The organism is Arthrobacter sp. NPDC058288, assembly GCF_042880995.1.
Classification (GTDB): domain Bacteria; phylum Actinomycetota; class Actinomycetes; order Actinomycetales; family Micrococcaceae; genus Arthrobacter.
The window spans coordinates 1747731-1760564 of record NZ_JBHVYH010000001.1; the positions used below are offsets into that span (position 1 = coordinate 1747731).

At 63.6% G+C, this 12834-nt stretch carries 13 protein-coding genes and 1 pseudogene; 11 read left to right on the forward strand and 3 right to left on the reverse strand.

All coding sequences use genetic code 11. The features are described 5' to 3' along the window. The first annotated feature begins 44 nt into the window (after positions 1 to 44). From ACFVWT_RS08330 to ACFVWT_RS08370, 9 genes and pseudogenes are all read left to right on the forward strand, one after another. On the forward strand, positions 45 to 197 hold the full coding sequence (locus tag ACFVWT_RS08330) for a hypothetical protein (RefSeq protein ID WP_390247143.1): 153 nt from the start codon (positions 45 to 47) through the stop codon (positions 195 to 197). Positions 198 to 311: 114 nt separating this feature from the next. After that, on the forward strand, positions 312 to 1877 hold the full coding sequence (locus ACFVWT_RS08335; protein WP_390246888.1) for a CHAD domain-containing protein: 1566 nt from the start codon (positions 312 to 314) through the stop codon (positions 1875 to 1877). 922 nt (positions 1878 to 2799) lie between these two features. After that, entirely contained in the window at positions 2800 to 3369 is a 570-nt protein-coding gene (locus tag ACFVWT_RS08340; protein WP_390246890.1) for an RNA polymerase sigma factor, read from the forward strand. Continuing rightward, positions 3366 to 4190 (forward strand): hypothetical protein, encoded by an 825-nt coding sequence (locus ACFVWT_RS08345; RefSeq protein WP_390246892.1) that lies wholly within the window; start codon positions 3366 to 3368, stop codon positions 4188 to 4190. Before ACFVWT_RS08340 ends, ACFVWT_RS08345 begins: the two co-directional genes overlap by 4 nt. Positions 4191 to 4408: 218 nt before the next feature. After that, positions 4409 to 5023, forward strand: coding sequence for a hypothetical protein (locus ACFVWT_RS08350; RefSeq protein ID WP_390246894.1), 615 nt, complete (start codon positions 4409 to 4411; stop codon positions 5021 to 5023). Positions 5024 to 5202: 179 nt separating this feature from the next. Beyond that, a complete protein-coding gene (locus ACFVWT_RS08355) occupies positions 5203 to 7179 on the forward strand; it encodes an amino acid transporter (RefSeq protein ID WP_390246896.1) in 1977 nt (658 codons plus the stop codon). Between the two features lie 34 nt (positions 7180 to 7213). Then, positions 7214 to 7366, forward strand: a pseudogene (locus tag ACFVWT_RS08360) (potassium-transporting ATPase subunit KdpA); the annotation flags it as partial. A 25-nt stretch (positions 7367 to 7391) separates the two neighbouring features. Continuing rightward, complete coding sequence (locus tag ACFVWT_RS08365; RefSeq protein WP_390246898.1) at positions 7392 to 7586, forward strand: hypothetical protein; 195 nt, start codon at positions 7392 to 7394, stop codon at positions 7584 to 7586. 120 nt (positions 7587 to 7706) lie between these two features. Continuing rightward, positions 7707 to 7976 (forward strand): hypothetical protein, encoded by a 270-nt coding sequence (locus ACFVWT_RS08370; RefSeq protein WP_390246900.1) that lies wholly within the window; start codon positions 7707 to 7709, stop codon positions 7974 to 7976. A gap of 352 nt (positions 7977 to 8328) precedes the next feature. On the opposite strand, the gene ACFVWT_RS08375 is transcribed toward ACFVWT_RS08370, so the two are convergent. Then, positions 8329 to 8499, reverse strand: coding sequence for an aldo/keto reductase (locus tag ACFVWT_RS08375; RefSeq protein WP_390246902.1), 171 nt, complete (start codon positions 8497 to 8499; stop codon positions 8329 to 8331). Between the two features lie 610 nt (positions 8500 to 9109). Here ACFVWT_RS08375 and ACFVWT_RS08380 point away from each other — a divergent pair. Both ACFVWT_RS08380 and ACFVWT_RS08385 read left to right on the forward strand, forming a co-directional pair. Then, entirely contained in the window at positions 9110 to 9553 is a 444-nt protein-coding gene (locus tag ACFVWT_RS08380) for a DUF2505 family protein (protein WP_390246904.1), read from the forward strand. 90 nt (positions 9554 to 9643) lie between these two features. Next, a complete protein-coding gene (locus ACFVWT_RS08385) occupies positions 9644 to 9916 on the forward strand; it encodes a DNA gyrase subunit A (protein ID WP_390246906.1) in 273 nt (90 codons plus the stop codon). Positions 9917 to 10636: 720 nt separating this feature from the next. Here the strand turns inward: ACFVWT_RS08385 and ACFVWT_RS08390 are convergent. Then, positions 10637 to 11665 (reverse strand): 2-keto-3-deoxygluconate permease, encoded by a 1029-nt coding sequence (locus tag ACFVWT_RS08390; protein WP_390246908.1) that lies wholly within the window; start codon positions 11663 to 11665, stop codon positions 10637 to 10639. Positions 11666 to 11738: 73 nt separating this feature from the next. Continuing rightward, positions 11739 to 12782, reverse strand: a complete 1044-nt coding sequence (locus tag ACFVWT_RS08395) for a zinc-binding dehydrogenase (protein ID WP_390246910.1) — start codon at positions 12780 to 12782, stop codon at positions 11739 to 11741. Positions 12783 to 12834: the final 52 nt, after the last annotated feature.

The following is a 12834-nucleotide window of genomic DNA, read 5'->3' on the forward strand; positions in this document are numbered from 1 at the left end:
CAGCCCTGAGGTCCGCGACTGCCTTGGCGATTCGGCGGGAACGGGTGTCTGATCGCAGGGCGGCGGGCTATGCCGCCGCCTCCTTGCTGGGCCTGATAGTCGACGCCGGCGCGACGATGGGCCCGCACGGCGTCATCCTGCCCGCTGCCCGGATCGGGGCCGGGGGTACGGTCGGTGCCGCGTCCCCGGTCCACTAAAACCCCGCCCAAACGGCACTGGCCCGGGCCACGCATCGGGCCCTAGAATCAGTGCACGACCGGAACAGGCGGGGCGCCCTGCCCCAGCCATTGCCCCCGGCGCCAGGCAAGGACATGCCCAATGACGAACATTCCTGCAGCCAGGCCGGCGGCCTGAGCCCCATGGCATCCCGGGACAGCACCGAAACGGAGCGCAAGTACGACACCGGCCACACCTCCCGGGTCCCCGACTTGACCAATATTGCCGGCGTCGAGCAGGCCGGAGAACCTGCCGAGACGTTCCTGGAAGCCGTCTACTACGACACCGCCGGGCTGGAACTCGCGACCCGGGGCATCACCCTGCGCCGCCGCACCGGCGGCACCGACCAGGGCTGGCACCTGAAGCTGCCGACCGGCCCGGACACCCGCCGTGAACTCCAGGCACCCCTCGGCCAGCCCGACCACGTCCCGGCCGAACTGCTCGACCACCTCGCCGCCATCACCCGCGGGCGGCAGCTCTCGCCCGTGGCCCGCCTCTCTACCCGGCGTACCACCTACCGTTTGCACGGGCCGGCCGGGGAACACCTCGCCGACTTCACCGATGACCGCGTGCACGCCGTCCCGCTCCGTAAGTTGGGTCCGGAGACGCACTGGCGTGAATGGGAACTCGAACTCGTCCACGCCACATCGAAGCTATTCACCGCTGCGCAACCGGCCCTGGAAGCAGCCGGGGCAGTGCCCTCAGCCCACGCCGCCAAGCTCGTCCGCGCCCTCGGCCCGGCCTGGCCGGAGGCCCGGACCGCCGCCCCCGGCTCGGCACGGAAAAAGGGACCTGTCCGCGACGTCGTCACCGCCTACGTTGGCGCGCAGATCAACGAACTCCTCACCCATGACGCCGGCGTCCGGCAAGAACTGCCGGACGCAGTACACCAGATGCGCTCCGCCGCCCGCCGCACCCGGTCCGCGCTGCGGACCTACCGGACCCTGTTCACCAAGGGCGCCGTCGTCGGACTGGAGCGGGACCTGCAGTGGCTCGGCCGGATCCTGGGCCGCCCCCGCGACGCCGAAGTGATGCGGGAACGGATTCTCGCGAATCTGCACGCCTTGCCCGAAGCGCAGGCCTCCGGGCCGGTCCTCGGACAGATCGAGCATGAACTCGGCACGGCCTATAACACCGGCTACCAGCGCGCCCTCGCAACGATTAGCTCGGCGCGGTACTACCGGATCCTGACCGCCCTGGAACACTTCCGAGACAACCCGCCCGTGAAATCCAAAGCCAAAGCCTCCAAACCCGCCCGCAAGACCAGCGCACGACTGGTGAACAAGGCTGCCCGCCGCCTGGACCGGGCACATAAGGCCGCCAGGAAAGCTGCCGGAACCCCCGGACACGATGCGGCCCTCCACCAGGTCCGCAAAGACGCCAAACGGCTCCGTCACGCCGCAGAATCCGTCACCGCCATCCATGGGAAGCGGGCACGCGTCCTGGAAGAAACCGGCCACCGGATTCAAAGTGTCCTCGGCGACCACCAGGACGCCGTCGTCGCGCGCGAGCTCCTGCACCGGCTCGCCGCAGTCCCGGACATGGCCGCCGGGACCACGGCCGTCTACAAGGCCCTCATCGAACAGGAAGCCGAAACGGCCGCGAAAACCGAGGTAGCCTACCGGAAGGTGCGCAAGAAGGCCCGCGGCCGGCGCCTCTAGGCGTGGCCTCAACCCGTGGAGCACGCGGCGGGCAGCCTATTCTTCCGGAATCTGTCCCCAAGGACATGTGATGTTCACCAGCAAGGCGCGGAGCGTGAGGGCCAACAAAACGTGACCGTTCACCCAGGACACACGTTCCCCCGCAATGAGCCCGGGCTCCCCCAATGGAAGTCCGGGACGCCTGCGTCCCCCCGCCCCACGTCGGTCCGGCGTTAGGCGGCGGTCGGTTTGGTACCCGCAGCACCTTGAAGGGGCTCCTGCAGAAGGACGATGTCCAGTTCGGCCATGTCCAGCAGCCTCCTCCCGCCGGAAATCTCATCCATGATCTAGAACAACCCGTGGTCCGGCATCCTCTCCGTGACCCGTCCCCGGTGCACCAAAGCTTCTCTGTAACGGGCGTCGATCCTGTCCCCGTCCATCAACTCATGGCAGGACTCAACGACTCTCTTCTCAGCTACGTTCACGAGCGGGTCCTTTCCGAAGCGTTCCCTGTCTACACTGTGCACGCCCCAGATGGCCCGAAAGTTTCCACCACGTGATTTCTTCATGCCAGCCGCTCGCCCGGTCGAAGCGCAGCCGACATTCCTGAGCAGGTCCCCCGGCACCGGCCCGTGGCGGCCCGCTGAATGCAGTAAACAAGCTGATGAACGCCGCCGTCCCCATGCGTCAAGCTAATCCAATGGACGATACGGAATAGCGTGAAGCCATCGCCAAAGTCACGGACCGCCTCTCCGCGCGGTACCGCGAAACATCCCAGGGCGGGCATTGAATCCAGACGGTCGCGGCGAGGTAAGCGGGAACACCTGCAGCCACAGCAACCAGCCCAAGCCACATCGCTGACATCGCACAGTGTCTACGCTCTCCAGCAGAATTGCTGCACCATTTGCGACACACTTATGCACGTGGCGGACAGGTACAGGGTATGAGTCATCTATCGAGGGCCCCTGACAGGGCGGACGCCTTCCGGTCGCTATACGAATCCTCATACACCGACCTGCTGAAGTTCGTTCAGCGTCGCACAGAGCCGGCAAACGCCGAGGACGTGGTCGCCGAGGCGTTTCTTGTTGTCTGGAGGCGCTTCTCCGAAGCGCCGGCGCACGAGAGTGATGCTCGTGCCTGGGTTTTCGGAATCACGAGGAACCTCATCCTGAATGCTCAGCGAGGAGAACAACGACGTCATTCGCTAGGCATCCGACTTGCGGAAACAACACCCGATTACCTCCGCACCTCTCATGCTGATCTGGTCAATAGCCGTATAGATTTAGGCCGCGCATGGGAGCTTCTTTCTGAAGTCCATCAAGAAGCCCTGGGACTCGCCGTCTTTGAGGACCTCGCGGCGCCGCAGGCTGCCAGAGTCTTAGGAATCTCACCCGTGGCTTTTCGTCTGAGATTGACCCGCGCCAGACGGGCCTTGCGGCTCCTCCTTGACCACCTCCCCCACCATGCTTCCGACATTTCGGCAGCATCAGCTGAAACGGCGTCAACACCATGAAAAGTGATCAGAACCTCGACACACTTCTCCGCTCCATGGACGCAGCAGAGCACAGCTCACCGCCGAATCCTGCCCGGGCACAAACCGACCTGAACCTCATTCTTGGCTCTCAACCAGTTTCCACTGCCTCTGACAGAAGAACGGAAGTTAACCACGAGCCGGCTAAACCCAAGGCCGCCCGCGGACGACGAGCCGTCACTCTTGGAGGTCTGGCAGCAGCAGTCACTGCCGGGTTGCTCATCATGCCCGCACTCTCCGGCGGTGATCCGGCCTTCGCAACATGGACCGCAGCACCCGGGACACTCACTGGCGCGGAACGTGACAACGCCGTCTCAGACTGCCTCAACTCAAAACAAAATGTAGGTGGAGGCATGTACTTAGCCGAACTTTCAGCAGCCGAAGTAGCCATCGTCGAGCGGCGGGGAGCCTGGGTGACGGTCGTCCTCAGTGGACCCGAGGGCTTTGAAGCAACGTGCACCACGGACGCCACGGCACCCTGGTTCCGCAAAGGGTTGATCGGCTCCATCGGCAAACCAGGTAATGTAGCGGCACTCCCGGCACGAGGTATCACTGCTACTCAACTCGGAACCGGAACAATTGCAGACAAGCCGATCTCAATTGCCTCAGGGCGCGTGGGAACCGATGTCACAGCGGTTTCCTACACCAACGCTGCCAACGACCAGGTGATCGCAACCGTAGCGAAAGGCCAGTTCGCCTTCTGGCTACCGGGCAACGAATTGCAGAATGCCTCGGATCAAGGATTGCCCGTACAGGTTAGCTATAGCGATGGCTCCGCCGAGACCCGGCTGCTCACCTTCTGATTGACGCGACGGGGTGCCCTATCATTCGAACAGGACAGATTCGGGGGCACCCTGATTTACGGAATGTCGGTCGCGTTAAGATCACGCAAATTTTCGATGTGCCGGCGTATGGAAACCATCAAGGCAGGTTCCGGTACGGCGTTGCCGGTGATGTCATGAAGGAAGAGGACGCTCCGACCACCCTGGCCGCGGTTAGTCCCCGGCAGGAGCCAACCGGAATGAACAACACGGCGCAGCGGATCGAGGGCACATCCGGTCTTCCGGGTCCTACAGGTGACGCCCGGGATTTCATCGCGGTCGATGACAGCGGCGACTTTTCGTATCACCGGTCCGAACAGGACCTTGTGTCGGCATTTGAGTATGTCGGGGAAGCTGCGTGCATTATCGACCGCAGCGGCCGCGCCTATCGTCTGGCGTTGGATTCGAACCGGCATCTGGTCCTGGGACCATTGCGCGGCCCTGTGGAGTTCCACTGGCTTCGCCAGGCATGGCTAGACGCTCAAAACGCGCACCCGGAACGGCACCGGCTTCGACGCTTCTTCCCCCTGACCAGGGACGAGGTGGTCTCGGACCTGTTCGAAACGCTGGTGTTGGAACACGGGCCGGAGCCGGCCGGGGGCTCCTGGACCATGGATGTCAGTGGCGTTGCATCGCAACCTACCGATCTGGAGGATATTGACCGCTGGCTCGGGCATGAGGAGTTGCCCGAACATGTCCACGTGAAGGACCCTTTCGGCCACGTCTACCGGCCGTTGCGGCACCGCAGGCACTGGTATCTGCCGGCGGCCGCCGGATTCAACCTGTACATTGAAGTCCCGGCCCCGCCGAACTGATATCCGTCCCACCGTCCAGGCTGCGGGCCGTCCTGTCCCGGACAAGCGCCTCACCGGATGTCCGTATCGTTCCGGCGTTAAGGATCCGTCAAGATTGTTCCGACGCCGATGTCACAGCGCGGAGCCGGTGTTAGCGTCGGCAGTGACCGCGATGGCGCGCATCGCAAGGGAAGGCCGCTATGACCACGATGAGCAGGCCGCCGGCGGATCCCCAGGCCGCACGGCCGGGAGCCGCGGACCACTTCAGGAACTGGCTGCTGTTCGGCCTGCAGGACGCCAAGGGGATCCACCAGGGGCCCGGCGCGGTGAGCGATTCGCATCTGAAGAGGCATCCGTGGTGGCAGGTGATGTGCCTGACGGGTGTCGACTACTTCTCCACCCTGGGTTACCAGCCGGCCATCGCCGCCCTGGCGGCGGGCGTTATCTCACCACTCGCGACCATGGTGCTGGTCGCTGTCACCTTGCTCGGTGCCCTGCCCGTGTACCGCAGGGTTGCCGGGGAGAGCCACCGGGGCGAGGGGTCCATCGCCATGCTGGAACGGCTTCTGCCGCGCTGGGGCGGGAAGCTCCTGGTTCTGGTGCTGCTGGGGTTCGCGGCGACGGACTTCATGATCACCATGACCCTTTCCGCAGCCGATGCGACGGCGCACGCGATCCAGAACCCCTTCACGCCGTCCTGGATGCAGGGACAAAACGTTCTGGTCACGCTGTTCCTGCTGGCACTGCTGGGGGCTGTGTTCCTGCGCGGCTTCAAGGAAGCCATTGGTGTGGCCGTCGTCCTGGTCGGTATTTATCTGGGCCTGAATGTGGTCGTGGTGGCCGCGACCATTGTCGAGGCTTTTACCCATCCGGTTGCCGTGGCCGATTGGTGGCATGCACTGACCTCCTCCCATGGGAATCCGTTCATGGTGGTCGGCATCGCGCTGCTGGTCTTTCCGAAGCTGGCGCTGGGTCTGTCCGGTTTCGAAACCGGTGTGGCCGTAATGCCGCAGATCAAAGGCAGGCCCGGGGATACCGAAGACAAACCGGTCGGACGGATCGACGGTGCCCGCCGGCTCCTGACCACCGCAGCAGTAATCATGAGTGCCTTCCTCGTCACGACCAGCTTCACCACCGTCATCCTGATCCCGGAGCAGGAGTTTCAGCCCGGCGGCCAGGCCAACGGACGCGCCCTGGCATTCCTGGCCCACGAATACCTCGGCCCGGGTTTTGGGACCGTGTATGACGTGAGCACCATCGCGATTCTCTGGTTCGCTGGCGCCTCCGCGATGGCGGGGCTACTGAACCTGGTCCCCAGATACCTGCCCCGCTACGGTATGGCCCCCGGGTGGGCGCGGGCCGTGCGGCCGCTGGTACTCGTGTTCACTGCCGTCGGGTTCCTGATCACCTGGCTTTTCGACGCCGACGTCGACGCCCAGGGCGGCGCCTACGCTACCGGGGTGCTGGTGCTGATGACCTCGGCAGCGGTGGCCGTGACCCTGTCGGCCCGGCGCCGGAAGCAGCGTAAACGCACGATGGGGTTCGGTGTCATTGCCGTGGTGTTCATCTACACGACGGTGGCCAACATTTTCGAACGGCCCGAGGGCATCCGGATCGCAGGGTTCTTCATCGCGGGCATCATCGTAATCTCGTTGCTCTCCCGGATCCGGCGGTCCTTTGAACTTCACGCCACCCACGTCCACCTGGACAGGCCGGCGCTCGAATTCATGTCCTCCAACCTGTCCGGCCCGATCGCGCTCATCGCCCACGAACCGCTCCGGCTGAGCCCGGAGGCCTACCGGGACAAGCTCACCTCCGCGATCGAGGTGAGCCATCTTCCGCTGGAGCACCAGGCGCTGTTCCTGGAGGTGATCGTGGACGATTCCTCCGATTTCGAAACAGCACTGGAGGTCCGCGGCGTGACCCGGCACGGATATCAGATCCTGGAGGTCCACGGGCCGGTGGTGCCGAACACGATCGCCTCGGTGCTGCTGCACATCCGTGACGTGACGGGCCTGATGCCGCACATCTACTTCCGGTGGACCGAGGGCAACCCGGTCATTAACCTGCTGAAATTCCTGTTCCTGGGCGAGGGCGAAATCGCTCCGGTGACCCGCGAAGTGCTCCGCGAAGCCGAACCGGACGTCACCAAACGGCCCTGGGTCCACGTCGGCTGAGGCGCCGCAGGCCAGACTTCCCGGGACCGGCCGGCTGGCCGCCGTCGTTATGGTGATCGGCGGGGTCGTGCAGAACTTCTGGTCCACCGACGTCACCAATCAAGCAACGGGAATCAGCCAGACGATTCCCGGAGGCCCGGTCGCCTCGCAGGAGGCCATCAAGATCCTGGGCACCAACGGCGGCGGCTAACATCAAAGCTCACCGCAGTTTCATGACCGGCACCTACTTCGGCCTGCTCGGCGCCTTCGTGGGCGTTCTGGCTGTGCCCTCGCGCCGCATTCCGCAGCTTGCCCCACACAATCTTCCGCTTCTCTTGCTGTTGATAGTGATCCTGCTGGGCACGGCCGCACTGACAATCATCGGCATCGCCCAGCTCCGCAAGACCCAGTCGGTCCGCACCATTTAGCCGACGGAGCAAAGGACGCTCCGGCGTCCGTTGAGGGATACCCTCACGGATCATGCCGAATTCGGCGTGCAGTAGGAACCGCGCCTCGTCTTCTGCCTTTCCACCTGACGGGAGCTGGAGGTGCCGGCAGGGATTGTCCCTCCGGTAGCGAAGCATGACAGCCGTCTGCATGGCCTCGAAGACCAGGCCGTGATTGTTCTTGATGGTCTTCGGAGACCTGCCCCTCTTCTGCATCGTTTTGATCCAGTAGGTCAGGTGCCGGTAGTCGCGCTTGTCGACAGGAATATGATCGATGACATCTGCGATGTGCAGTTTCAGCATCGTTTGGTTCGGGTGGACAGTCCCGACGGACGGGCGCACAAGAAGGTCGATGTGTTCCTGAATCACTGACGCCACGGTGGGTGATTTGGTCTGGTTCTTGACTATGGCATGCTGTGCGATTTCGAAGGACTGCTTGTTGGCACCAAGGACAAGTCGCTTGAGCGTGACAGCGTCCGCCCGAGGTGGGAATCGAACCGGACTCTGGCCCTTGAATTTCCGCCACTCCCCCGAGTACCTATCCGCTCACGCGGAATCGACGGCAGGATGGGCGCCATCCTGACTTTCGGACCCTGGCTGGGCATGGGCCGATTGGCCCTTATCAACGAGCCCGCAGCAATGCCGCCCACACTTTGTTTGGAGAAATTTCATGTGTTCTTTGGTGAAGTGCTGTGGGGGGTGGCGCGGGTCGAGCTGTTGCGTACTACGAGCGTCGGCGCGCGGTCCACGTCGCGGCGACGGCGTCGGGGAGGTGGTGTTCCTTGGTGGCCCCGACGATCGGTGCGGTTACGACGGGGTTGTTCAGCACCCAGGCTAGGGCGACGCGGGCCATGGGAATTCCCCGTACCGGTTGGCCGCGTCGGCTAACCTCCACCGCCAGAATCAACGCACCAGCGATAGAGGCATTGTCAGCGCCAGACGCTGTGAGAGGGGATTGACAAGGGTTCAGTGAAAGTAGCCGTCCCATTTGGGCTCGTAGATGGTCTCGAAAAGCAAAAGTTCTCGAGACACGGCCAGATCATTGCGCGGCGGCCATGACACTCGTTCTGATGGACATTGCGTTTCTACAAGAGGATCGCCTGATCGACAGGCCGAGGCTAGGGCTCAAAGTCCTACCCGCAGGCGAACAGGGTGCATTTCTCCTTGCCGGGGGCGCGCCGCAGTGCGGGAGGAACCGCTCGGCGCGACAGCCGGCTCCACTTGCCTTACGGGGGGCGGCCATTTGCGGCTTTGCGCCAGGGGCACGTTTTACCGGAACTGCCGATGAGCGTGTGGCACGGGTGTGGGCGTGGGCGTCGCGAGTGTTCGCTTCTGCGGCTGCGCTGCGGTGAGTCACGGACAGGCAGCCGGGCGGGATGTCCGCGATGTGGTCCCCTGCGATGCCCGGGCCAGCCGGGACCTTCTCCTCTAGAGCCTGCCATCCCACCTGCCTAGCGTCGGAGTACGAAGACGGGAGACCGTCCATATTGAGGGAGTTAAGTACAGTGGCCACACTGACACGCAGCATCACAATCGACGCCCCGGTCGACACAGTCTTCAACTTCGCGTTGGACATCAGCCAATTGTGGAAGATGAAGGACGTCGAGTTGACGGATGTCGACATCAAGCCTGAAGGTGTCGGCACTTCGGCCCGCCTGAACACGCATCTGCTGGGCTTCCGCCTGGCGGGCGGTGTCGAGTACACCGAAGTCGTCCCCGATCAGCGGATCGTCGCGCAAGTCCACTTCTTTGCGGAGAAGCCGACCTGGAGGTTCACGTTCGAACCCGCCGACGGCGGCACCAGGGTGACCGCAGAGGCCGAGTGGGACGTGAAGGTCCCGGTCGTAGGCAAGCCCATCGAGAAAATGATGGTGAAGGAACACGAGCCCTACGTGGAGGCGATGCTCGCCGAGCTCAAAACACGGCTGGAGGCCAAGACCGCCGCCTGATGCCGCGAAGCCACATGCGGCGACCCGGTGAGGGATCCCCAAACTGGACGGAAATGCCCCAAAGACTGCCTGTCGTGCAAGAATCGCGGCATGGATGAGGATGCGCGGCAGACGAGGCAAGAGTTGATGATCGTCGAGGCTCTGGTGCAGGCGATGGATCGGCGGGACGAAGTCTTCGAGGTGATTGAGGATTCAGAGGACGTGGACGAAGCAAGGCGTCGGGTGGATCATCTGTTGGGTGTTGGAGAGCTGGGCAGCCGGTTTGTCCTCGACCTGCAGGCTAGAAGATTCACCCGAGACCAGCGTCAGGCCATCGCTGCCCGTGCAGAAGAACTTAGATCAAAGTTGCCCGATGGGCACTGAACTGGTCGCGTGCGATCGACGACAGGTCAGATGCCCGGTAAAGGTCGCTATCGCTCTGCGCGACCAGTTCCTGGCAACAATGAAAGGGTAGGAACCCGCACGGCGGGACCGGGGCTCACGAGACACACAGCGCACAAGGAGCGCCTTGACTTGGGAACTCGTTCCGGCCTCCGGGATACCTGACTCATCGCCCGATCTCGCAGGTCGCATGGCCGCCCTGGATAGCGGCCGGCATGTCGTGTTGGCGCTATCGGCGCTTGCCGGTAAAAAACGGCACGGGGTTTCTCGGTCAGATGGTGTGACGTCTCGTATTCCAAGGGTTGCGAGACACCTATTAGGTCGTAGCTGAGCGGACCTCTCGCGGTGGGTGGCTAACGGAGGATTTAGTGAATAATTGACCCGTCACCGTGGAAGATTAGGGTTCGGCTTTGCTTGTCGATCCAGACCTAAAAGTATGTTGCGTCCTCGCCTACGTCGTCCACGGTGCCCTGCTCTTGCGCGAGCCCGCTCCGTTTGACGGAGACTCGATCGCCTGGGTTTAGGTGGACCCAGTTGTGATAGCTGAGGGGGCGGCCTTTTGCCCCAGGGGTCAGGACGTTTGGCATCTGAGGGTCCGCGTTCATGTTGCTCCTTCCCGGCTTTATCAAGCTTCTGTAAAGAGAGCGGGCGGGGCATGCATTGTGTGCATGCCCCGCCCGGTTGCGTTTGGTACTACGTGGGTCAGTTTTGAGGTTCCACCGCGTGCTCGCGTACGGCTGCCACCTCGGCCGGGCTCTTATTCATTTCTGCTGCGACCAGTTTCTTCTGCACCCGGCGGGCCCATGCTGAGGTCACGATCGGGCAGAGCACTGCGGAGACGACGACCGAGGCTGCCACGAGCACTGTGGCGTGTTCCGCGGCGGGCGCATAAACGGGGTTGGCTGTGGCGATGATGGCGGGGACGAGGGCCGCGTTGCCGGCTGTGGTTGCTGCGGCGAGGCCTGCTACGCCGTCGCCGCCGGTGAGTTTGTCGGCGAGTAGCAGCACTGCGCCGCCGATGAAGACCACGAACAGTCCGAGGGCGATGCCGAGCAGTCCTGCTTCGACGACGGCGTTGAGGTTGATGGTCAGGCCGAGGGCCAGGCCCAGGAACGGAATCATTGCCGGTACCAGCGGGGCTAGAAGATGCCGCATGTTCTTGTCCAGGTTTCCAAGGAGCATGCCCAGTGCCAGCGGGAGGATCGCGCCGACGAGTGCCTGCCAGGGGAAGGCAGCGAGGCCGGCGATGCCGAGGGTGACCATGGTCAGGAAGGGGCCGGATTCGAGCGAGAGGATGGAGTAGGCTCCGGCGTCGCGTTTGCGGCCGAACTGTCCCATCAGGGAGATGTATAGGCCGCCGTTGGTGTCGTTCAGGGCGGCGACGAGTGCGAGGGTTGAGAGGCCGGCAAGGATTCCGGTTTCGATGGGCGCTTCGCCGAGGAAGCGTCCGGCGATGACGCCGATGAGGATGGCGAAGAGGATTTTGGAGCCGAGGAGCACCCCGCCCTTTTTGAGGATGTAGGGGGTTGACTTGACTTCGAGTGTTGCGCCGAGGCAAACGAAGAACACGGCCAGGAGGGGCGGAAGGCCGGTGAAGAAGGCTCCGGTGAAGGAACCGAAAAACTTACCGGCGTCCGGGGCCAGGGTGTGGATGATGGCGCCGATGAAAAGGGGCACCAGCATCATGCCGCCGGGGACTTTTTCCAGGGCTTTCTTGATGGGAATCGACATTGATTTCTCCTGTGAATAGCTGAGTGGTTGCGAGCTGCACGGGTCGGACCGTCAGTTCCGTTGTTGGGTTGGGTTAGCCGAGGCCTGGGATGAGCAGTACTTTGCAGGCGTCTCCGGTAAGCAGCTCGACCGCTTCGTCGATTTCGCTGAGTTTTTTGCGGTGGGTGATGAGCCAGTCGAGGTCCAGCTTCCCGGAGTCCAGCAGCAGCAGGCTTTGTTCCCAGGTTTCCCAGAGCCGGCGTCCGAAGATGCCGCGAAGGGTGATGCCTTTTTTGTTGATGTAGGCGGCGATGTCGACTTCGGCGGGGCGGCTGGGGTGGCCGACGGTGATGACGGTGGCTTCGCGGCGGACGGCTTCGAAAAGTGTTGTCAGGGTGCCGGGCGCTCCTGAGCATTCGAAGGCGACGTCGAAGCCGCCGCGGCGGCCGGTCAGTTCGCGGCAGCGTTCGATGATGCCGTCGTTGGGGTGCAGGGCTGTCGCGCCGAGCTTTTCGGCTTGGGCGCGCCGGTAGGGGTTGGGGTCGACGGCGATGACATGGCTGGCGCCCATGAGCAGTGCCAGGTTCACGACGACGAGGCCGACCGGGCCTGCGCCGCTGACGAGCACGGCCCGGCCAGCGACGGAGTAGTTGGCGCGCTGGATGGCATGCACGGCCACGCCGGCTGCCTCGAGCAAGGCTCCGGATTCGAGTGACAGTCCCGTGGGCAGCTTGACGCAGATGTCCTGCGGCACGGCGGCGTACTCGGCGAACACGCCGTCGATGTGCATGCCTAGGATCCCGGTGCGTTCACAGGTGTGCGCGTCTCCCGTGCGGCAGGGGAAGCACTGTCCGCAGGTCAGGTGGCTTTCGAGGGCAACCTGGTCACCAACCTGCAGTCCGGTGACTCCGGGACCGACCTCGACGATGGTTCCTGCGCCTTCGTGCCCGAGGATGACCGGAAGGTTGAGGTTGAACGCCTGGGCCGACGGGGTCCATTCGTAGAGTTCGCGGTCGGTGCCGCACAGGGACGCGGCTCCTACTTCGATGACGACTGTGCCTTCTGTTGCCTTAGGGTCGCCGGCGTCGGTGACGTAGGTGACGCCTCGCTCTGCTGCGTTCTTAGCTACTGCCCGCATGGGGGCCGCCTTTCCTTGGTTCTGGTGATGCGTGGAGGATTGTGCTGGGGTA